The following is a 21657-nucleotide window of genomic DNA, read 5'->3' as shown; positions in this document are numbered from 1 at the left end:
CATGTCCGCCTTCCGCACGCACGGCCGCGGCCACCTGAACGGCCCGGTGCTCGTCCTGGGCTCCGGGCTTCTGGGCACCAGCATCGGGCTGGGGCTGCGGGGGCGGGGCGTTCCCGTGTTCCTCTCGGATCCCTCGCCGACCAACCAGGCCGTCGCCGTCGACATCGGCGCCGGCCTGCCGCTGGCGCGCCTCGAGGGGGAGGCTCCGGAGCTCGTCGTCGTGGCCGCGCCGCCGGATGTCACGGCGGACGTCGTGGCCAAGGCGCTCCAGGACTACCCGCACGCCGTCGTGGTGGACATCGCGAGCGTGAAGGCGCAGATCCTGGCCGATCTCCGCAGCCGCGGCGCGGACCTGAGCCGCTACGTGGGGACCCACCCCATGGCCGGGCGCGAGAAATCGGGCCCGGTCGCGGCCCGGGGCGAGCTGTTCACCTCCATGCCGTGGGTCGTGTGCCCGGCGGAGGAGACATTGCCGGAGTCTCTGCGGGTGGCGCGTGCGCTGGCCGGCGATCTCGGCGCCGTCGTGTCCGAATTCGCTGCCGACGAGCACGATGCAGCCGTGGCGCTCGTCTCACACCTGCCGCAGGTGATGTCCTCGCTCGTGGCCAGCCGCCTGCAGGGCACGCCCCTGCACGCCCTGTCCCTGGCCGGCAACGGGCTGCGCGATGTCACCCGGATCGCCGCAAGCGATCCCACGCTCTGGGTCCAGATCCTGGGCGCGAACGCGGAAAAAGTGGTGGAAATCCTGCACGGAGTCCGCGAGGACCTCAACCGGCTGATCGGCACCCTGGAGGCACCGGCCGCTCCCGGCGCCCGGCTGGACCTTGCCCAGCTGATCAGCGAAGGCAATGCCGGCCAGTCCCGGATCCCGGGCAAGCACGGCGGACCCCCGCAGGCATACTCGTGGCTGACGGTGCTGGTGGATGACACACCCGGGCAGATCGCCAAGCTGCTGACCGAGATTGGCGAGATCGGCGTCAACGTCGAAGACCTCCGCCTCGACCACTCTTCGGGGCAGAATGTGGGCATGGTGGAAATTTCCGTCCTGCCCAACAAGCACGACCTTTTGATAGCAGCCCTCAACGACCGTGGATGGCGGGTACTCCAGTAATGACCCAGGAACTCATCGAGACAGTGGACGTAGTCCGCCCCGGAAAAAGCCTTGTGGTTGCCATCGACGGCCCCTCCGGCTCCGGGAAATCCAGCGTGAGCAAAGAGGTGGCCCGCCGGCTGAAACTGGCCTACCTCGACACCGGCGCGATGTACCGCGCCCTGACGTGGTTCTGCCTGCAGAGCGGCACGGACCTGGACGACGGGGCCGCCGTCGAGACCGCCGCAGAGACCCTGCCGCTGGAAATCAGCACGAGCCCGCAGGAAGAGTACGTCCGCGTCGGCGGGCACGATGTCACTCTCGCCATCCGTGAACCCGCCATTTCCGCGGCAGTCAGCGCCGTCGCCACCACGCTGGGCGCGCGGACTGAACTGATCCGCCGGCAGCGCGAGCTGATCGAAAAGCACCACCGCCGCATGGTGGTCGAGGGCCGGGACATCACCACCGTCGTCGCGCCCCATGCCGAGGTGCGGATGTTGCTGACCGCCAGCGAGGAAGCCCGGCTGCGCCGCCGCGGCATCCAGTTGGGCGGCAGCCAGAATGCCGAGCAGCTGGCAGCCCAGGTCACGCACCGCGATGCCAAGGACTCCACCGTAGTGAACTTCACCACGGCCGCCGACGGCGTCGTGACCCTGGACTCCTCCGACCTGGACTTTGACGAGACGGTCCAGGCCGCACTCGACATCGTGGACACCGTGGTCAACCATTCTCCTGTTCCGCTCCGGGCCGTCCACGGTGACTGAGGGGCGCGCCGGACTGCCGGGGACAGCGCCCGCCGCCCTGCCCGGCCAGTGGACGACGGCGTGGAGCCGGCCCGTGGGATGGCTCCTGGACCACCTCGTCTACCGCACCTCGGTCAGCGGACGCTCCAACGTCCCGGCGGCCGGTCCCGTGATTTTCGCGGGAAACCACATCAGCTTCCTGGATGGGCCTGTCATGTTCGGAGCCTCGCCCCGGCCCATGCACATCCTCGTCAAGCAGGAGATGTTCACCGGGTTCCTCGGCCGCGTCCTGGCGGCGTCGGGCCAGTTGCCCGTCGACCGCCGTGGTGGCCGTGCGGCGCTGGCCACGGCCCGGAGCCTGCTCGACGCCGGACGGTGCGTCGGGATTCTTCCCGAAGGCACGCGGGGGAGCGGTGAGGCCGCCGCGATCAACAACGGCGTCGCCTGGCTGGCGCTTAACTCCCGCGCCACCGTGGTTCCCGTGGCCATCCTGGGCACAAGAATCGGCGGCGAACACCTCGACACGGTGCCCGCACCGCGCCGGCGCCTGCATGTCAGCTTCGGCGGGGCCATCAACGTCAGCCGCAGGCCGGGCGAGAGCGGGCGTGTTTCAATGGACAGGGCGGGAACCGAAATCCGGGCCGCATTAGCGCGCCATGTCCAGGACTCAGTACTAAGAACCGGGCAGCCCCTGCCCCACGCGGAATCACCGCATGAACGTCATGAAGCAGTAGCCGGGACGCCGGCAGATCACCACCTAAGGAAAGTGCAATGAGCGATACGACTCAAACCTCCGGCAATTTTGGCGCCGGCGAAGACGAATACACGCCCACCGGCACCGACCAGGTGGCTGAAAACCTTGCCGCCCTGGACGATGACGAAGCGGAACTCCGCGCGGCCTCGCTGCGTGCCGGGCTGGACGACTACGAGCTCGACGAAGACGACGCCGCCCTCCTGAGCGGCCACTTCGACGATGAGGACTTTGACGGCCCGGTCAAGCTGGACCCGGTCCTGGCCATCATCGGACGGCCCAATGTGGGCAAATCCACCCTGGTCAACAGGATCCTGGGCCGCCGCGAGGCAGTGGTCGAGGACACCCCCGGCGTCACCCGCGACCGTGTCATGTACTCGGCAAACTGGAACGGCCGCAACTTCACCGTGGTGGACACCGGCGGGTGGGAGCACGATGCCCGCGGCATCCACGCCCGTGTGGCGGAACAGGCCGAGATGGCCGTGGAACTTGCCGACGCCGTCCTGTTCGTCGTCGACTCCGCCGTGGGCGCGACCGCGACCGACGAAGGCGTCATGAAGATGCTGCGCAAGTCGAAGAAGCCGGTCATCATGGTGGCCAACAAGGTGGACGACTTCGCCCAGGAAGCCGACTCCGCCACCCTCTGGGGCCTGGGCTTCGGCGAACCGTACCCCGTCTCGGCCCTGCACGGCCGCGGCGTGGCGGACCTCCTGGACCACGTCATGGACACCCTCCCGGAGTACTCCCTGATTGAAGGCCTCGAGCGCTCCGGCGGCCCCCGCCGCATCGCCCTGATCGGCCGCCCGAACGTCGGCAAGTCCTCGCTGCTGAACAAGCTTGCCGGTTCCGAGCGTGTGGTGGTGGACAACACCGCCGGCACCACCCGCGACCCGGTCGATGAATTCATCGAACTCGGCGGGCGCACGTGGCGCTTCGTGGACACCGCCGGCATCCGGCGCCGCCAGCACATGGCCCAGGGCGCGGACTTCTACGCCTCCCTGCGCACGCAGAGCGCGCTCGAAAAGGCCGAGGTCGCCGTCGTGCTCCTGGCCGTGGACGAGGTGCTCAGCGAGCAGGACGTCCGCATCCTGCAGCTCGCCGTTGAATCCGGCCGCGCCCTGGTGCTGGCCTTCAACAAATGGGACCTCCTCGACGACGAGCGCCGCCGCTACCTGGAACGCGAAATCGAGCAGGACCTGGCACACGTGGCCTGGGCGCCGCGCGTGAACATCTCGGCCAAGACCGGCTGGCACAAGGACCGGCTCGTCCCGGCCCTGGACACCGCCCTGGAAAGCTGGGACAAGCGCATCCCCACTGGACGCCTCAACGCGTTCCTGGGCGAACTTGTCGCAGCGCACCCGCACCCGGTCCGCGGCGGCAAGCAGCCCCGCATCCTGTTCGGCACCCAGGCCTCGAGCCGGCCGCCGAAGTTCGTGCTCTTCACCACCGGATTCCTGGATCCGGGATACCGCCGCTTCATCACCCGACGCCTCCGGGAGACCTTCGGCTTCGAGGGCACGCCCATCGAGGTCAACATGCGCGTGCGCGAAAAGCGTGGCAAGAAACGTTAATTCCGACACACCTTGCCGTGACAGCCTGAAATTGTCACAGGCACCCTCCCGGATCGTGTAAGCTTTTGGAGGTGGTTCGGCCGGACTGCTTGGAAGAAAACCTGGAGCGAATCCGGGAAGACTTCCGGGCGGAGAACGGTGGAACCAGCGGGCTGTAGCGCAGCTTGGTAGCGCACTTGACTGGGGGTCAAGGGGTCGCAGGTTCAAATCCTGTCAGCCCGACCAACAGCTGAAACCCCGCCATTCCTGATGAAGGAATGGCGGGGTTTTCTGTTTCCCGGACACATCCGCTCCGCGGTGTTCCCCGGAAGGTCCGCGGTGATCCGCTATTTCAAAAAGCGCGACGTCCGGCGGTCGGCCAGGATCTTTCCTTTCGTCTGGCACGTCGGGCAGTACTGCAGGGCGGAATCGGCAAAGGAAACCTCCCGGACTGTGTCCCCGCACACCGGACACGGTTCGCCGGTCCGGCCATGGACCCGCATGTGGCTCCGCTTGGTGTCCTTGAGCTCGTTGGGCGGCTTGCCCTTGGCCTCCGCCACCGCTGTTCCCAGAATGGTGTGGATGGCGTCGTAGAGGCGCTGCACGTCCGTCCGGTCCAGCGACTTGGCGATCGCGAACGGCGAAGTCCTGGCGGCGTGCAGGATCTCGTCACTGTAGGCATTCCCAATGCCCGCGATGATGCCCTGGCTCCTCAGGACGCCCTTGATCTGCTGTGAACTGGAGCCGAGAATCCCGGCCAGTGCATCGACGTCGAAGTCCGGACTGAACGGATCCGGTCCGAGCGCCGCGATGCCGGGCACGTCGTGCGGATCACGGACCACATAGACCGCCAGGCTCTTTTTCGTGCCCGCCTCCGTCAGATCCATGCCCACCGGGCCGGAATCGCCCGAGAACGTCAGCCGCAGCGCGATGTGGCCCTTCCCCATTTTCAGCTGGGCGTCGGTAGGGGAGTCCGTGAAGCGGACCCAGCCGGCCCGGGCGAGGTGGAAGACAAAATGCAGCCCGTCCGCTTCCACACTGACAAACTTGCCGAACCTTTGCACGCCGCTGACGGCCTTGCCCTGGAGATCGGAGTAGGGAGGGTCTGCCGTCTTGAGCACGGCGAAGGAGACCGGCTGGATTTTCCGCACCATTGCTCCGCGCAGGTGCTCGTCCAGAAAGTCCGTCAGGGCCGCAACTTCAGGAAGCTCAGGCATGGCCTAGACCTGGCGTGTCCGGACGGTCCCGGCGCCCCGGTTGTGCACGTTCCCGCCCTTCAGCGGAGCATGTTCTGCCATGGCACCATCTTCGCAGATCCCTCCCCGGCCCCTGCCCGATATGCCTATACTTTCAGCGGCGGCTAGAACAAACGACTGCCGCCGCCAGGTGATTGACCCGATGAAAGGCCCGTCATGAGCATCATTCCCGAAGACCTGTCCTACACCGCAGAACACGAATGGGTTTCGGCCCCCAACGCCGACGGGGTTGTGCGCGTGGGCATTACTGATTTTGCCCAGGACGCCCTCGGGGATGTCGTCTACGCCCAGATGCCCGAGGTCGGGACCACCATCAAGGCCAACGACGTCGTCGGAGAGGTCGAATCCACCAAGAGCGTCAGCGATATTTACGCCCCGGTGACGGGCGAGGTGGTCGCCAGGAACGAGTCGCTGGACACCGATTCCGCCCTTATCAACTCCGATCCGTACGGTGAAGGCTGGCTGATCGAAATCAGGCTCGCGGAAGCCGACGCGGTCGAGTCCTTGCTCAGTGCATCCGAGTATGAACAGCAGGTAGGCTAAAGACAGAGGTCATTCGGGCCGGGGCCGCCGGCGAGTGTTGTTGGGATAACAAAACAAAGCCGCGCCCCGCCGAAGGGCCTCATTACCGGGACTGCAAGGCTTTTCCGGACGGCATGCGTTGTTTGCAGGGGGGACACCTGCAACGAATGAGGAGGACTCAATGTTTGGGCACGAACGGAACGACACCGGTGACGGTTACGGCACGGGTGGAGTGAAGGCTTCGGAGACCACGTCGATCAACCTCACTCCGGTGCGCGACGAACCCAATTTCACGCCGAAGCTTTCGACTGAGGAACGGGCAGCGGTTGAGGCCCTTCCCTTCGGATCGGCCCTGCTCGTGGCGCACAGCGGCCCCAACGCCGGTGCGCGGTTCCTGCTGGACTCCGACGTCACCACGGCGGGCCGCCACCCGGACGCCGACATCTTCCTCGACGACGTCACTGTCTCGCGCAGGCACGTTGAATTCCGCCGCACTGCGCGCAGCTTCGAGGTTGTGGACACCGGGAGCCTGAATGGCACCTACGTCAACCACGACCGCGTGGACTCGGTGGAACTGAAGTCCGGCAACGAGGTCCAGATCGGCAAATTCCGCCTCACCTTCTACCTCAGCCCTGCCCGCGCAGCAGGCAACGTCTGATTCCGGGGTAGTTGCCTGTGGCCACGGCACATGCGGATCGGCGCGGACCCCAGGTTCTGAACATCGGGGAAGTCCTGGCTCAACTGAGCGACGACTTCCCCAGCATGACTGCGTCAAAAATCCGGTTCCTTGAAGAAAAGGGACTCATCAACCCGCAGCGGACACCTGCCGGCTACCGTCAGTACTCCGAGAACGACGTCGAACGGCTGCGCTTCGTCCTCTCACTCCAGCGTGACCAGTACCTGCCGCTGAAGGTCATCAAGGACTACCTTGATGCGATCGACCGGGGCGAACGGCCGGAGAACCTGCCGGCAGGCGTCACGCTGTCCCCGCGGATCGTCTCCGAGGAGCTCGCCTCCGAGCTGCACAGCCGGGCACGCAGGCTCAGCGAGGAGCAGCTGCGCGCCGAATCCGGGGCGAGCGTCCCGCTGCTGGAATCGCTCCTGAGCTACGGCCTGATCGGGCACGTCAACGGCAAATTCGACGAACACGCGCTGCAGGTCGCGCGGGCCTGCGTCCAGCTGGAGAGCCATGGCCTGGAACCCCGCCACCTGCGGCCCTTCCAGGCGGCTGCCGACCGCGAATTCGGGCTCGTGGAGCGTGCTGTGGCCACCCTGACCTCCCGCAAGGACGCAGCCTCCCACGCCCGCGCCGCCGAGGCGGCCCGGGAAATCAGCGACCTCTGCCTGTCCTTGCACCAGGCGCTGGTCCACGACCGCATCTCAAGGATGGACATCTGATGATTGAGGTGGAGATTGTCGGCGTGCGGATCGAGTTGCCGTCCAACCAGCCGCTTGTCCTGCTCAAGGAAATCCATGGTGAGCGCCACGTGCCCATCTGGATCGGGACCCCGGAGGCCAGCGCCATCGCCCTGGCCCAGCAGGGGGTCATCCCGCCCCGGCCGATGACCCACGACCTCCTGGTGGACGTTGTCGAGGCCCTCGGCCACACGATCGTCAGCGTCAACATCGTGGCGGTGGAGGACAACATCTTCTACGGGCAGCTGCAGTTCGAGAACGGCACCACCGTGAGCTCCCGGGCCTCCGATGGGTTGGCCGTTGCCCTGCGCGCCAAGTGCCGGATCTGGTGCGCCGACGCCGTCATGGACGAGGCTGGCGTCCGGATCACCGAACACGACGAGGGCGAGGACACGCACCCCGGACCCGCCGTGGACGAGGAAGGCGAACTGCGGCGCTTCCGCGAGTTCCTCGACGACGTCGAACCCGAAGACTTCGGCGGCTGAGCCGGCCCAGGCCACCGGCGCCAGGGAACCTGCCGCGGTTGCGGGCGTGCCTGTGATTCCTGGTGTTTCTGATACGTGCGTGACAGCTGTGGCGGCACTGAACGTTAAAGTCAAGGATGAAACTTTCGACACGCCCCTGGAATAGCCCCAACGTCTTTGACCTTGGGCCCCGGCAGGCCTAACGTCGGAGGTACAAGTTCCCATTGCATACGGTAGCCGCGCAAGTCACACTGGAAGGTGCAGCCGGCTGAATTACACGGATGAAGTATTCATCCGGTGTCATGCAGCTGTTCACATCTATTGCTGCCGATGCAACAAACCCAGGGGAACCCACGACAAGGAGGGTCCACGTGAGTCCGAAAGGCGAAGCAGGCGAGCTGAAGCAGGCCTCAACGGCCGGCGTTGCTGTGCCCGCCAGCGGTGCCCAGGGCCTGCTGTTCACCGAGGATCTCCCCGTTCTGGACGAGGACGCGGGCTACCGCGGACCCACCGCCTGCAAGGCGGCCGGCATTACCTACCGCCAACTCGATTATTGGGCGCGCACCGGACTCGTTGAGCCCGCCGTCCGCGGCGCGGCCGGCTCCGGCTCGCAGCGGCTCTACGGCTTCCGCGACATTCTGGTTCTCAAGGTGGTCAAACGGCTCCTGGACACGGGCGTCTCCCTGCAACAGATCCGCACCGCCGTGGAACACCTGCGTGAGCGCGGCGTCGAGGACCTCGCCCAAATCACGCTCATGAGCGACGGCGCCAGCGTCTACGAGTGCACATCGGCAGATGAAGTCATCGATCTCGTCCAGGGCGGCCAGGGGGTGTTCGGCATCGCCGTCGGCCGCGTATGGCGCGAAGTTGAAGGAAGCCTCGCAGCCCTTCCCAGCGAACACGCCGCGGACCAGTCCTTTCCCGACGACGAGCTGAGCAAGCGCCGGGCGGCCCGCAAGATCGGCTAGCGCCCACAGCTGCAGACATGACTGAGCACAGAAACGACTGAGGCCGCCTCCCGGACAGGGAAGGCGGCCTCATTCTGTTGCGCTGTGTACGGCAGCCCGGGGCTACCGTAGGCTGCGGTCGCGGACAGCGCCGGCCGGGGCCACGCTGCCCTGGTTCAGCAGGTTCTGCAGCAGGGCATCGAAGAGCCCGGCCGCATTCTTGGCCGAGTCGCCGGGCCAGTGGTGGATGGAGTGGGCCGCGCCCTGGATCTGCTGCCAGTTGGCCTGCTCCGGGATATGCGGGCTCAACAGCAGCTGGCCGAACATGGATTCCATCTCCGAGAGCCGGAACGTGTGCTCGGCCGAACTGCTGCGCACCCGGTTGGCCACGATGCCCGCGGGGGACAGCTTGGGGGCGAATTCCTGCCGGAACAACTGGATGGCGCGCATGGTGCGTTCTGTGCCGGCCACCGAGAAAAGCCCGGGCTCGGCCACCAGGGTCACCTTGTCGCTTGCGGACCACGCCATCCGGGTCAGGCCGTTCAGTGACGGGGGGCAGTCGACCAGGACGAGTTCGTAGTTCGTGGCGCCGGCCAGGACCGTGGAAAGCCGGCGAAGGTCGCGGCGGCCCAGGTCGGGGCGGTCGTAGATGCCGGTATAGGCGGAGCCGACGGCCACGTCCAGGACGGAGGTTGCCGCGCCGGACTGAATCCTGCCGCTCGCACTGCCGTTGGCGTTGCCGCGGCCGTTGATCCGGGCGTGATCCACCCAGCCGCTGGGGACCACGTTGTCCGCCAGATGTGCCCGCCGCGGCGACCTCAGCATCCTGCCGATATCGAGCTGATCGTCCGGACTCACGCCCAGGGCCGTGCTGGCGTCAGCATGCGGATCAAGGTCGACGACGAGGGTGGGGATGCCGGCGGCCAATGCCGCCGACGCCAGTCCGGTGGTCACGGATGTCTTGCCGACACCGCCTTTGAGGCTGCTGATGCTCACTACTTGCACTTGAAAAACCAATACCTAACGCCGGTTGCCGAGACGGGGTCGTGCCGGCTCCTGCGTCCTTCGGAGCCGGGGCGTGCATGCGCCACCCACCCACTCATCATATGTTGATGCTCCGGCGAAACCCGTTTCATCCGGCGTGGGGCGCCAGAACCTCGCCAATCGGACGGACGGGGAAAGCTCTAAGGCCAAGGCCCTGCCCATCGCGGCGTCCGTGACGGATAATGCTGTGACAGTCGCCACAATGATTTGTGTTTGCCCGCACAGGTCCTAGACACTGTGAGCACTTACCGATACGCCCGCGATGAAGCAGGAGAAGTATGTTTTCTAAGATTCTGGTGGCCAACCGCGGCGAAATCGCGATTCGCGCCTTCCGCGCGAGCTACGAGCTGGGTGCCAAGACTGTCGCTGTGTTTCCCCATGAGGACCGCAACTCCATTCACCGCCAGAAGGCCGATGAGGCGTATCTGATCGGCGAGGAGGGACACCCGGTCCGGGCCTACCTGGACGTTGATGAGGTGGTGCGCGTCGCCAAGGAGTCCGGGGCGGACGCCATTTACCCCGGTTACGGTTTCCTCTCCGAGAACCCGCGCCTGGCGCGGGCCGCGAAGGAGGCCGGCATCACCTTCGTCGGCCCGCCGGCCGAGGTCCTGGAACTCGCCGGTAATAAAGTTGCCGCCCTCGAGGCCGCGCGCAAGGCCGGCGTCCCGGTCCTCAAGTCCAGCCAGCCGTCGAAGGACCTGGACGAACTGATCGCCGCCGCGGATGAAATCGGCTTCCCCATCTTCGCCAAGGCCGTCGCCGGCGGCGGCGGGCGCGGCATGCGCCGCGTGGACACCCGCGAGGCGCTCCCGGAGGCCCTGCAGGCCGCCATGCGCGAAGCCGACGCCGCGTTCGGCGACCCCACCATGTTCCTGGAGCAGGCCGTCCTGCGCCCGCGCCACATCGAGGTCCAGATCCTGGCCGACGCAGAGGGCAACGTGATGCACCTCTTCGAGCGTGACTGTTCCATCCAGCGCCGCCACCAGAAGGTCATCGAGATCGCCCCGGCCCCGAACCTCGACGAAGGCATCCGGCAGGCGCTGTACCGCGACGCCGTGAAGTTCGCGAAGGCGCTGAACTACGTCAACGCCGGCACCGTCGAATTCCTCGTCGACACCGTGGGCGAGCGGGCCGGCCAGCACGTCTTCATCGAAATGAACCCGCGGATCCAGGTCGAGCACACGGTCACCGAGGAAGTCACCGACGTCGACCTCGTCCAGGCTCAGCTGCGCATCGCCGCCGGTGAGAGCCTCGCGGACCTGGGCCTGTCCCAGGAGAGCGTCCAGCTCAAGGGTGCCGCCCTGCAGTGCCGCATCACCACGGAGGACCCGGCCAACGGCTTCCGGCCCGACGTCGGCAAGATCACCGGCTACCGCTCGGCCGGCGGCGCCGGCGTCCGGCTCGACGGCGGCACCGTCTACTCGGGCGCGGAGATCAGCCCGCACTTCGACTCCATGCTGGTCAAGCTGACCTGCCGCGGACGCAACTACCCGGCCGCCGTCGCCCGGGCCCGCCGCGCCCTCGCCGAGTTCCGCATCCGCGGCGTGTCCACCAATATCTCCTTCCTGCAGGCTGTCCTGGACGATCCCGACTTCGTCGCCGGGGATGTGGCCACCTCGTTCATTGACGAACGGCCCCAGCTGCTGAAGGCACGGGTCTCGGCCGACCGCGGCACCAAGTTGCTGACCTGGCTTGCCGACGTCACGGTCAACAAGCCCAACGGCGAACTCAAGGTCCACACGGACCCGGCGGACAAGCTTCCGGCCCTGGATGACGCCGCGGCCCGGCCAGGGTCCCGCCAGCGTCTCCAGGAACTCGGCCCGGAAGGGTTTGCCCGTGCCCTGCGGGCGCAGGACGCCGTGGCCGTCACAGACACCACGTTCCGCGACGCGCACCAGTCCCTGCTCGCCACCCGGGTGCGCACCCGGGACCTCGTGGCGGCCGGTCCCGCAGAATCCAAGCTGCTCCCCGAGCTGCTCTCGGTCGAGGCCTGGGGCGGGGCGACCTACGACGTCGCCCTGCGCTTCCTCGGCGAAGACCCCTGGGACCGGCTTGCCGCCCTGCGCAAGGCCATGCCGAACCTGTGCCTGCAGATGCTGCTCCGCGGCCGCAACACCGTCGGCTACACGCCCTACCCGGAAGAGGTCACGGTGGCGTTCGTCAACGAGGCCGCCGCCACGGGCATCGACATTTTCCGGATCTTCGACGCCCTCAACGACGTCAACCAGATGGCTCCGGCCATCCGGGCCGTCCGCGAGACCGGTACCGCCGTCGCCGAGGTTGCCCTCTGCTACACCGCGGACATGCTGGACCCGGAGGAAACGCTCTACACCCTGGATTACTACCTGGAGCTGGCGCAGAAAATCGTCGACGCCGGGGCGCACATCCTGGCGATCAAGGACATGGCCGGACTGCTGCGTCCGGCTGCCGCGGCGCGCCTGGTCTCGGCGCTGCGGGAGCGGTTCGACCTCCCCGTCCACCTGCACACCCACGACACCGCCGGCGGCCAGCTGGCCACGCTCCTCGCGGCCGTGGATGCCGGCGTGGACGCCGTGGACGTGGCCTCGGCCTCACTGGCGGGAACCACCAGCCAACCCTCGGCCTCGGCCCTCGTCGCCGCGCTGGCCCACACGGCGCGCGATACCGGCCTCAGCCTGGCGAACGTCTGCGCCCTCGAGCCTTACTGGGAAGCCGTCCGCCGGGTCTACGCGCCGTTCGAGTCCGGACTGCCGGGCCCCACAGGCCGGGTCTACCAGCACGAAATTCCGGGCGGCCAGCTCTCCAACCTGCGCCAGCAGGCAATGGCGCTGGGCCTGGGCGAGCGTTTCGAGGCGATCGAGGACATGTACACCGCGGCGGACCGGATCCTCGGCCGCCTGGTCAAGGTGACCCCGTCGTCCAAGGTGGTGGGCGACCTCGCCCTGCATCTGGTGGGCCTCAACGCCGATCCGGAAGACTTCAACGAGAACCCGCAAAAGTACGACGTCCCGGATTCCGTGATCGGCTTCCTCTCCGGCGAGCTTGGTGACCCGCCCGGCGGCTGGCCCGAGCCCTTCCGGACCAAGGCGCTGCAGGGGCGCACCGTCAAGGTCCGCGACGTCGAGATCAGCGCCGAGGACAGCGCCGCGCTCAACGGCGATTCCAAGACCCGGCGGGGCACGCTCAACCGCCTGCTCTTCGCCGGTCCCACCAAGGACTACCAGAAGAGCGTGGAGTCCTACGGCAACCTTTCCGTGCTGGACACGCGGGACTACCTCTTCGGGCTGCAGCGCGGCGCGGAGCACGAGATCGAGCTCGAGAAGGGCGTCCGGCTGATCGCCTCGCTCGAGGCCGTCTCCGAGCCGGACGAGAAGGGCATGCGCACGGTAATGTGCACGCTCAACGGCCAGTCCCGGCCGGTGGTGGTCCGCGACCGTTCAGTGGTGAGCAACGTCAAGGCCGCCGAACGCGCCGACACGTCCCAGCCGGGCCAGGTCGCCTCGCCGTTCGCCGGTGCCGTCACGCTCACCGTCAAGGCCGGGGACACCGTCAAGGCCGGCGACACGGTGGCCACGATCGAGGCCATGAAGATGGAAGCGTCCATCACGACGCCGGTGGCCGGCACCGTCGCGCGGCTTGCCGTCGCCGGGATCGAACAGGTCCAGGGCGGGGATCTGCTGCTCGTCGTCGAATAGCGGCAGCGCGGCAACACAGCACCCCATCAAAACAGAAGGGTCTTTCCGGCTTCCGCCGGAAGGACCCTTCTGTTTCTGCCAGACATTGCCTCCCGAACAAAAGCAACGCGGGGCCAGATACGGCCCATGAGGGGCGCCGGATGGGCCGTATCTGACCCCGCGTTGCTCTGGTGCGGGGCGGTCGCGGTTGCAGCCTAGGCGAGGGTGGGTCGCTTGGCGCTGTACATTTCCTCGATCACGTTCTCGAAGTCCTTGAGCACCTGGGCCCGCTTGACCTTCATGGAGGGGGTCAGATGTCCGGAGGCCTCGGTGAAGTCGGCCGGCACGATCCGGAAGGACTTGATCGCCTCGGCCTGGGATACGGACTGGTTGGCGTGGTTGATGAGCTCCTGGACCGCGGCCTTGACGGCGGGGTTGACGGCAGCCTCGGCGAGAGGGGTCGAGGCCGGGAGCCCGTGGCGGCCCAGCCAGCCGGGGAGGGCTTCCTCGTCCAGGGTCACCAGGGCGCCGATGAACGGGCGGTTGTCGCCCACCACGAGCACCTGCGAGACGAGCGCGTCGGCCCGGATCTGGTCTTCCAGCAGGGCAGGGACCACGTTCTTGCCGCCGGCCGTGACGATGATTTCCTTCTTGCGCCCGGTGATGGTCAGGAATCCAGCCTCGTCCAGCTGGCCGATGTCTCCCGTGCGGAACCAGCCGTCGTCGTCGAAGGTCGCGGCGGACAGGTCATCGCGCTTGTAGTAGCCGCGCATGACGCACACGCCCTTGGCGAGGATCTCGCCGTCGTCCGCGATCCTGACGGAGTTGCCCGGAATCGGGGCGCCGACGGTGCCGATCTTGATCAGGTCGGGGGTGTTGACCGTGACCGGGGCCGTGGTTTCAGTCAGCCCGTACCCTTCCAGGATCTGCATGCCGATGCCCTGGAAGAAGTGGCCCAGCCGTTCGCCGAGCGGGCCGCCGCCGGAAACGGCATGGGAGACGTTCCCGCCCATGGCGGCCCGGAGCTTGCTGTACACGAGCTTGTCGAACACGGCGTGCTTGAGCTTCAGTACGAGCCCGACCTTGCCGGCCTGCCGGGCCCGGGAGAATTCGATGGCGGTGTCCGCGGCGCGGTGGAAGATGGCGCCCTTGCCGCCGTCCTCGGCCTTGGTCAGGGCCGAGTTGTAGACCTTCTCGAAAACGCGCGGGACGGCGAGGATAAAGGTCGGTTTGTAGCTCTGCAGATCCGGCAGCAGGTTCTTGATATCCGGGGTGTGCGCCACCGTGACGCCGGCCGCGACTGCCAGCACAGAGATGAAGCGTGCGAAGACGTGGGCCATGGGCAGGAACATGATGGTCCGTGCCTGCTCGTGGACGATCGTGCCCAGCGACGTGACCAGCGCGTTCTCGGACAGTTCCACGAAGTTGCCGTGCGTCAGCTCGCAGCCCTTGGGCCGGCCGGTGGTGCCCGAGGTGTAGATGATCGTGGCGACATCGTTCAGGGACGCCTGGCTGCGGCGTGCTTCAAGCTCGGCGTCGCTGACGCCGGCTCCGGCCGCACGGACCTCGTCCAGGCTGTCGCCCTCGAGCTGCCAGACATGCCCCAGGGCGGTGAGGCCCTCGGAGGTGGCCGCCTGCCGGATGATGTCCTCGTGGTGCGCCGATTCGCCGAACGCGGCCACGGCGCCGGAGTCGCCAAGGTTCCAGGCCACCTGGGAGGGGGAGGAGGTTTCATAGATCGGGACCGAGACGGCGCCGGCGAACCAGATGGCGAAGTCGATCAGGGCCCATTCATACCGGGTGCGGGACATGATGCCCACCCGGTCGCCGGCGGCCACACCGCTGGCCATGAGGCCCTTGGCGAGGGCCGAGACGTCGGCCAGGAATTCGGTGGCGCGGACGTCCTGCCACTGGCCGGCTGCGTCGAGCCGCGAGAACAGCGCAGGGTTGGAAGCCTTGGCCGCCTGGCGCACCACGAGATCGGTGACATTGGTGTCCGGATCGACATTCACCAGGGGCGGGACAATGATTTCTCGCACGACAGCTCCTTTGGTATCCATAGGCCCGCAAGGGGTACCGCTAAGCCTAGTATGCGGCCCCCCGAAGGTGTGTTCTGCGACACCTACTGGCCAGTAACTTTACGGTCGGGACCGCCGTTCCGCCAGTCGGGGATGCTGCGGGCACGTGCGCGGCGCTCTGCTGCCGCGTCATGCGGCCGGGCCTTCGCTGCCGTTGCGGCCCCGGCGAATAGAATGGGGCACCATGCAGACACCAACACCCGGCCGGCAGCCCGGCCTGCGCCGCCGGACCGCCGCCTGGCGAAGCAGGACCCTGGCCGGCGCCGCGGCCGCCACGGCCGGGCATGACCTCCGCTCACACCTGCGGCTGGGCCGCAAGGGCCTGGCGATCGGCGTCGACATCGGGGGAACCAAGGTTGCTGCCGGCGTGGTGGACGCCGAGGGCAGGATCCTCAGCCAGGCCAAACGCTCCACCCCGGGCAACGACCCGCGCGCCGTGGAACAGGTCATTGTCGAACTCGTCGGAGAGCTGGGCACCGGACACCGGATCTGGTCGGTCGGAATCGGCGCTGCCGGCTGGATGGACCTCGACGGCGGCACTGTCCTCTTCAGCCCGCACCTGGCCTGGCGCAATGAACCGCTGCGCGAGAACCTGCAGCGGCTGCTGCGCCGCCCCGTCCTGCTGACCAACGACGCCGACGCCGCCGCCTGGGCGGAATGGCGCTTCGGCGCCGGACAGGGACAGGACCGTCTGGTCTGCATCACCCTGGGAACCGGAATCGGGGGGGCCATGGTCATGGACGGACGGCTCGAACGCGGCCGCTTCGGTGTGGCGGGGGAGTTCGGCCACCAAATCATCATGCCGGGCGGGCACCGCTGCGAGTGCGGCAACCGCGGCTGCTGGGAACAATACGCCTCGGGCAATGCGCTCGGCCGCGAGGCCAGGGAACTGGCCGCCGCGAATTCCCCGGTTGCCCAGGAACTGCTCAAGGCCGTGGACGGCGACGTGGAACGCATTACGGGCGTGATCGTGACGGAGCTGGCCAAGGCCGGGGACCAGACCTCCCGCGAACTCCTCGAGGACGTCGGGGAATGGCTGGGCCTTGGCCTGGCGAACCTCGCAGCGGCACTGGACCCAGGCAAGTTCGTGATCGGCGGCGGACTCTGCGACGCCGGCGAGCTGCTCGTCGCGCCCGCCCGGAAGGCCTTCGCGCGGAACCTCACCGGCCGCGGCTTCCGCCCCGCGGCGGAGATCGAACTGGCCGCCCTGGGACCCAACGCCGGACTGATCGGCGCCGCCGACCTCTCCCGGGTCAGCAGCCGCATGCACACCCAGTAGCGTGCCTTCCTGGGCCCTGAACCAACCAGCGCGGTGGCTGGCGCCCTGACCGGTGGACTAGATGCGAGCCCCGTCGTCGTGCTCGTCCTTCTCGCCCGGCAGCTTCATGATCAGGAACACCACGGAGGCCGCGAACGCGGCCACCATGCCCACGATCGCCAGCGTCGGGGCCGACCGCCAGAACATCGCCGAGAACACGAGCGCAATCGGGCCGCCCACCGCGCCAATCCAGGCAAGGACGGTCATCGGATCTGCACCGGCCAGGCTGGGCGGCTCCTCCGGGACGAACACGCCATCGTCGTCGTCGGCCTCGTAGTCCCGGGGGCCGGATGCGGTGTCCGGCGCCTCATTGCTGCCCGCGGCCGGGTTCCCCGGGGCGGAGGCGAGCCGCTCCCTGGCGGAAAGTTCGATCGGCGCGACGCCGGCGAGGCCCAGCGGGTCGAAATCGCTGAACGACCTGTTCGCACCGGTGCCGGCGCCGGAGCGAGCGCCGGTGCCGGCGGCGCTGTCCGTTCCGCCGGCCGGGCCGTCAGTTCCCCCAACTGCCTCGTCCCCGCCTTGCCCGACCCCTTCCAGCCTGGCGACGAGATCCAGCCACACGGCGTCGTCATCGGCAAGCGGTGCGGCCGCGGCGGCCGGGTCCTGCGCCTCAGGGGGCGGGGTGGTGCCCGGGCGCTGGAGGCCGGATGCGTCAGCGCCAGGCGACCTGTCGTTTTCTGGGTCAGGGATCTCGGGGTCAGGGGTCTCGGGGTCAGGGACGCCGGGGTCCGGTTTAGTCATTGGCCGTGTCCTTCCGGCTGGCGCGGGCGGCGCCCGGACCGGCTGCGGCTGCAACATACCGGACAAATTCGGCCGTGCCACGGAAGATCTCGGGCGCGTCGTTGTCCATGGTAGCGACGTGGTAGCTGTTTTCCAGCCGGACCACCTCGAGCGGGGCGTTGGTCAACCCGCGGCGCAGGGCCTCCATGCTGGATTCGGACACCACATGGTCCACCGTGGAACGGTAGACCCGGACCGGAGCCGTGACGCGGGGCAGCAGCCGCACGGTGTCCTTGAACATCTTGTTGAGCTCGTGCGCGGCGGCCACCGGAGTGCGCGGGTAGGCGCACTCGTCCATGCCCGGTTTGAGGATGTCATTGGCGATCGCAGGGGTGCTCTTGAGGACAAACTTCAAGACGCCCGCCAGCGGGGCGCGGGGATCATCGATAACCAGGCCGGGGTTGACCACCACCACCCCCGCCACAGGGCGGGTGGCCGCGATCCGAAACGCGAGGGCGCCGCCCATGGACAGCCCCGCCACGACCACGATGTCGCATTCTTCCGCAAGCTCCAGGTAGGCCGCGTCCAAGGCAGCATGCCAGTCCTGCCACCGGGTCTTGGCCAGCTCCTGCCAGCTCGTTCCGTGCCCCGGCAGCAGGGGCAGCCGGACGGCGAACCCGGCACCGGCCAAGGACAACGCCCAGTCCCGCACACCGTGCGGGCTGCCGGTGAAGCCGTGCGAGACCACGACGCCGGTCCGGGGGATGGTTCCCGTGAACGGGCTGCTGAACGGCGAGTGGTCCGGGAGGATGCTCATGGGGTCTCCGAGGGGGCGCGGGGCGGCGAAATGGCGTGGGCGTGCTGCAGGAAGAAACGCACTGATTCTTCAAAGAGTAGCGGCGCATCGGCGTCCATGGTGGCAACGTGCCCGCTGTGCGGGAGGGGAACCACCGTGAGTTCCCGGGACCCGAGCCGCCTGCGCAGCAGCGCCAGGGATGACGGCGGGACCACGGCGTCGGTGTCCGACTTGAACACCAGGGCAGGGGCGGAGACGGACGGCAGGTCCCGGAGGGTCGCGGCGAACAGCCGGCGCAACTGGTGGACGGCGGCCAGCGGGGTCACGGAGTAGTCACCGTCGTCGGTGGTGGCCGCCGTGGAATTCTCCTCCTGGATGGGCGTGGTGGTGCGCTGGAAGTACTTGAGCAGTCCCACGATCCGGACCCTGCGGTCATAGAAGCTCAGGCCGGGGTTGACAGCCGCCACGCCGGCCACGCCGTGGCGGGCCGCGGTACGCAGGGCGATCGTGCCGCCCATGGACAGTCCCGCGACGTAGCAGTCATCAGTCCGGCCGGCCAGGTCCAGGTACGCCGTTTCAAAGCTCCTGTACCAGTCCTGCCAGCCCTGCCGGGCGAGGTCCCGCCAGTGGGTGCCGTGCCCGGGCAGAAGCGGTACCGATACGGCGAAGCCCTGGGCGGCGAGGTGGCGGGCCCACGGCAGGACGCTGAGCGGGCTGCCTGTGAAGCCGTGGCAGATGGCCACACCGGTCCGGGCGTTGGGGCCGTGGCCGGGGTAGCTGAAAGCGGCGGGCGCAGGGGGAGTGCTGCTTTCAGTCATGAGCCCATCGTGTCACCCTTAGCGCCAAAACTCACTAGAGTAAGGTGTCCATTGAAGCCTGGCCGGACCCGGTTCGGGCCGCAGGCCAGACGCCTTCCGGAGAGGTTGCCGAGTGTTTTATTGGTTCATGAAGACGTTTGTCCTGGGGCCGGTGCTCAGGCTGCTGTTCCGGCCCTGGGTCAAGGGCCTTGACAACGTCCCTGCTGAGGGCGCCGCGATCCTTGCCTCGAACCACCTCTCCTTCTCGGATTCCATCTTCATGCCGGTCATGGTGCCGCGGCCGGTGGCGTTCCTGGCGAAATCCGAATACTTCACCGGCACCGGGATCAAGGGCAGGCTGACCGCAGCCTTCTTCCGGCTCACCAACCAGCTCCCCATGGACCGGTCCGGGGGCGCTGCGTCCGCGCAGTCGCTGAACGCCGGCATGGACGTGCTCAAGAAGGGTTCCCTCCTGGGCATCTACCCCGAGGGGACCCGGAGCCCCGACGGGCGCCTCTACCGCGGCAAGGTGGGGGTTGCGCGCCTTGCGCTGCAGGCCCGTGTTCCGGTCGTCCCGGTGGCAATGATCGGAACGGACAAAGTCCAGCCGATCGGCAAGCGCGTGCCCAACATCCGCCGCATCGGCATGATCTTTGGCGAACCGCTCGACTTCAGCCGCTACTACGGCATGGAGGATGACCGGCTGATCCAGCGTTCAGTGACCGACGAGATCATGTACGAACTCATGCGCCTCTCCGGCCAGGAATACGTGGATGAGTACGCCGCCGTCGTAAAGCTCCGCCTGGCGGGCAAAGCGCAGGACGCGGCCCCGGACAAAACCCTTGCGGGCCCTGACGCGGTGCAGGATGCGGCCGCCGGCAATACCCCGAACGAAGCCCCAAACACGGCCCCACCGGAAACCCCGAATGAAACCGCTGCCGGGGACGCGGGGCCGGAGGTTCCCGGCCCCGCATGAGCGGGCCACGGGCGCCATATGACGGCAGCCGGGCTGTCAATGACAGGCAGGGCCCCCGAACCTTGATGGGACTACTATCCTTAGATAGTGACCGAGCTATCTGAGAAACCAGTTTCCCCGCTGACCAGCACCGCCCAGAGCGGAGCCGCCAACTATCCCGGACTGGACAACTGGCGGGAGCTCCCGGCCTCGCAGCAGCCCACCTGGTCGGACCCGGCTGTGTTCGAGGCGTCCGTCAAGGAACTTTCCGTCCTCCCGCCCCTCGTGTTCGCCGGCGAAGTGGACATCCTTCGCGAACGGCTCGCCGCCGCCGCGCAGGGCAAGGCGTTCCTGCTCCAGGGCGGCGACTGCGCCGAGACCTTCGAAGCCGCGACGGCGGACAAGATCAGCGCCCGCGTCCGGACCATCCTGCAGATGGCCGTTGTCCTGACCTACGGCGCGGCCATGCCCGTCATCAAGATGGGCCGCATGGCTGGCCAGTTCGCCAAGCCCCGCTCCTCCAACGATGAAACGCGCGAGGGCGTCACCCTGCCGGCCTACCGGGGCGACATCGTCAACGGCTACGATTTCACGCCTGAGTCCCGCGCCCACGACGCCGGCCGGATGCTCAAGGCCTACCACACCTCCGCTTCGACGCTGAACCTGATCCGCGCCTTCACCCAGGGCGGTTTCGCGGACCTGCGCCTGGTGCACCAGTGGAACAAGGGCTTCACCGAGAACCCGGCCCACGCCCGCTACGAGTCCCTGGCCCGGGACATCGACCGCGCCATCAAGTTCATGGCCTCCTGCGGTGCCGATTTCGAGGCCCTGAAGCGGGTGGAATTCTACGCGAGCCACGAGGCCCTGCTGCTGGACTACGAGCGCGCCCTGACCCGCATCGACTCGCGCACGGGGCTGCCCTACGACACCTCCGCGCACTTCCTCTGGATCGGGGAGCGGACCCGCGAGCTGGACCACGCACACGTTGACTTCCTCTCCCGGGTCCGCAACCCGATCGGCGTCAAGCTCGGCCCGTCGACCAGCGGCGACGACGCCCTGCGCCTGATCGACAAGCTGGATCCGAACCGGGAGCCCGGCCGGCTCACCTTCATCACCCGCATGGGTGCGGGCAACATCCGCGAGAAGCTGCCGGCGATCGTCGAGCGCGTCACCGCTTCCGGGGCCCAGGTCCTTTGGGTCACCGACCCCATGCACGGGAACACGGTCACCTCGCCCAACGGCTACAAGACCCGCAATTTCGACGACGTCATTGATGAAGTGCGCGGATTCTTCGAAGTCCACCACGCGCTCGGCACCGTTCCCGGCGGCCTGCACGTGGAGATGACGGGTGACGACGTCGCCGAGTGCCTCGGCGGAGCCGACCCGATCGACCAGGAAGCCTTCCTGGACCGCTACGAGTCCGTCTGCGATCCGCGCCTGAACCACATGCAGTCGCTCGAGATGGCGTTCCTGGTGGCCGGAGCGCTCTCCAAGCGCTGACGCACTGATGGACAGAACGCGTCTGGCGGAACGCATTCCGACAGAACGTTTCCCACA

General features: G+C 67.7%; 19 protein-coding genes and 1 tRNA gene. 14 read left to right on the top strand and 6 right to left on the bottom strand.

What is annotated here, in order from left to right; translation table 11 throughout:
• The first annotated feature begins 1 nt into the window (after window position 1).
• The 5 genes from ARTB_RS09525 to ARTB_RS09505 all read left to right on the top strand — a co-directional run bounded on the left by ARTB_RS09525 (window position 2) and on the right by ARTB_RS09505 (window position 4380).
• Window positions 2-1111, top strand: coding sequence for a prephenate dehydrogenase (locus ARTB_RS09525; RefSeq protein WP_243179546.1), 1110 nt, complete (start codon window positions 2-4; stop codon window positions 1109-1111).
• Entirely contained in the window at window positions 1111-1854 is a 744-nt protein-coding gene (cmk, locus tag ARTB_RS09520; protein ID WP_028275911.1) for a (d)CMP kinase, read from the top strand. The genes ARTB_RS09525 and cmk overlap by 1 nt, the downstream gene beginning before the upstream one ends.
• A gap of 73 nt (window positions 1855-1927) precedes the next feature.
• On the top strand, window positions 1928-2608 hold the full coding sequence (locus ARTB_RS09515; RefSeq protein WP_028275910.1) for a lysophospholipid acyltransferase family protein: 681 nt from the start codon (window positions 1928-1930) through the stop codon (window positions 2606-2608).
• Window positions 2605-4155, top strand: a complete 1551-nt coding sequence (der, locus tag ARTB_RS09510) for a ribosome biogenesis GTPase Der (RefSeq protein ID WP_028275909.1) — start codon at window positions 2605-2607, stop codon at window positions 4153-4155. Before ARTB_RS09515 ends, der begins: the two co-directional genes overlap by 4 nt.
• A gap of 148 nt (window positions 4156-4303) precedes the next feature.
• Window positions 4304-4380 (top strand) — tRNA-Pro (locus tag ARTB_RS09505).
• Between the two features lie 101 nt (window positions 4381-4481).
• Here the strand turns inward: ARTB_RS09505 and ARTB_RS09500 are convergent.
• Complete coding sequence (locus ARTB_RS09500) at window positions 4482-5351, bottom strand: Fpg/Nei family DNA glycosylase (protein ID WP_243179545.1); 870 nt, start codon at window positions 5349-5351, stop codon at window positions 4482-4484.
• A gap of 195 nt (window positions 5352-5546) precedes the next feature.
• Here ARTB_RS09500 and gcvH point away from each other — a divergent pair, with 195 nt between their 5' ends.
• From gcvH to ARTB_RS09475, 5 genes are all read left to right on the top strand, one after another.
• Window positions 5547-5933 (top strand): glycine cleavage system protein GcvH, encoded by a 387-nt coding sequence (gene gcvH / locus ARTB_RS09495; RefSeq protein ID WP_028275907.1) that lies wholly within the window; start codon window positions 5547-5549, stop codon window positions 5931-5933.
• Between the two features lie 160 nt (window positions 5934-6093).
• Window positions 6094-6570, top strand: a complete 477-nt coding sequence (locus ARTB_RS09490; protein ID WP_028275906.1) for an FHA domain-containing protein — start codon at window positions 6094-6096, stop codon at window positions 6568-6570.
• A gap of 17 nt (window positions 6571-6587) precedes the next feature.
• The gene (gene ftsR, locus ARTB_RS09485) at window positions 6588-7310 is read left to right on the top strand and encodes a transcriptional regulator FtsR (protein ID WP_028275905.1); all 723 of its coding nucleotides are present in this window, start codon (window positions 6588-6590) and stop codon (window positions 7308-7310) included.
• Entirely contained in the window at window positions 7310-7813 is a 504-nt protein-coding gene (locus ARTB_RS09480; protein ID WP_028275904.1) for a bifunctional nuclease family protein, read from the top strand. The genes ftsR and ARTB_RS09480 overlap by 1 nt, the downstream gene beginning before the upstream one ends.
• A gap of 350 nt (window positions 7814-8163) precedes the next feature.
• On the top strand, window positions 8164-8760 hold the full coding sequence (locus ARTB_RS09475) for a MerR family transcriptional regulator (protein ID WP_028275903.1): 597 nt from the start codon (window positions 8164-8166) through the stop codon (window positions 8758-8760).
• Between the two features lie 102 nt (window positions 8761-8862).
• On the opposite strand, the gene ARTB_RS09470 is transcribed toward ARTB_RS09475, so the two are convergent.
• Window positions 8863-9744 carry a ParA family protein gene (locus ARTB_RS09470; RefSeq protein ID WP_243179544.1) on the bottom strand — a complete coding sequence of 294 codons (882 nt, stop codon included), beginning with the start codon at window positions 9742-9744 and terminating at the stop codon, window positions 8863-8865.
• A gap of 317 nt (window positions 9745-10061) precedes the next feature.
• Here ARTB_RS09470 and ARTB_RS09465 point away from each other — a divergent pair, with 317 nt between their 5' ends.
• Window positions 10062-13457, top strand: a complete 3396-nt coding sequence (locus tag ARTB_RS09465) for a pyruvate carboxylase (protein ID WP_243179543.1) — start codon at window positions 10062-10064, stop codon at window positions 13455-13457.
• Between the two features lie 194 nt (window positions 13458-13651).
• Here the strand turns inward: ARTB_RS09465 and ARTB_RS09460 are convergent, their stop codons facing one another.
• On the bottom strand, window positions 13652-15475 hold the full coding sequence (locus ARTB_RS09460) for an AMP-dependent synthetase/ligase (protein ID WP_243179542.1): 1824 nt from the start codon (window positions 15473-15475) through the stop codon (window positions 13652-13654).
• Window positions 15476-15698: 223 nt separating this feature from the next.
• On the opposite strand from ARTB_RS09460, the gene ARTB_RS09455 reads away from it, so the two are divergent.
• Window positions 15699-16793 carry an ROK family glucokinase gene (locus tag ARTB_RS09455; RefSeq protein WP_243179541.1) on the top strand — a complete coding sequence of 365 codons (1095 nt, stop codon included), beginning with the start codon at window positions 15699-15701 and terminating at the stop codon, window positions 16791-16793.
• A gap of 57 nt (window positions 16794-16850) precedes the next feature.
• Here the strand turns inward: ARTB_RS09455 and ARTB_RS09450 are convergent, their stop codons facing one another.
• From ARTB_RS09450 to ARTB_RS09440, 3 genes are read right to left on the bottom strand one after another with little or no spacing between them, the layout of a single operon-like run.
• Window positions 16851-17573: a hypothetical protein gene (locus ARTB_RS09450; protein WP_243179540.1), complete on the bottom strand. Its 723-nt coding sequence runs from the start codon at window positions 17571-17573 to the stop codon at window positions 16851-16853.
• On the bottom strand, window positions 17566-18369 hold the full coding sequence (locus ARTB_RS09445) for an alpha/beta hydrolase (protein ID WP_243179539.1): 804 nt from the start codon (window positions 18367-18369) through the stop codon (window positions 17566-17568). Before ARTB_RS09445 ends, ARTB_RS09450 begins: the two co-directional genes overlap by 8 nt.
• A complete protein-coding gene (locus ARTB_RS09440) occupies window positions 18366-19166 on the bottom strand; it encodes an alpha/beta hydrolase (RefSeq protein ID WP_243179538.1) in 801 nt (266 codons plus the stop codon). The genes ARTB_RS09445 and ARTB_RS09440 overlap by 4 nt, the downstream gene beginning before the upstream one ends.
• 112 nt (window positions 19167-19278) lie before the next feature.
• Here ARTB_RS09440 and ARTB_RS09435 point away from each other — a divergent pair, with 112 nt between their 5' ends.
• Both ARTB_RS09435 and ARTB_RS09430 read left to right on the top strand, forming a co-directional pair.
• Complete coding sequence (locus ARTB_RS09435; RefSeq protein WP_243179537.1) at window positions 19279-20121, top strand: lysophospholipid acyltransferase family protein; 843 nt, start codon at window positions 19279-19281, stop codon at window positions 20119-20121.
• Window positions 20122-20205: 84 nt separating this feature from the next.
• Window positions 20206-21600: a class II 3-deoxy-7-phosphoheptulonate synthase gene (locus ARTB_RS09430; protein ID WP_243179595.1), complete on the top strand. Its 1395-nt coding sequence runs from the start codon at window positions 20206-20208 to the stop codon at window positions 21598-21600.
• The last annotated feature ends 57 nt before the right edge of the window (window positions 21601-21657 follow it).

The organism is Arthrobacter humicola (genome assembly GCF_022803015.1).
Taxonomy (GTDB): Bacteria; Actinomycetota; Actinomycetes; order Actinomycetales; family Micrococcaceae; genus Arthrobacter; species Arthrobacter humicola_A.
This window is presented reverse-complemented; position numbering and strand designations above follow the sequence as displayed.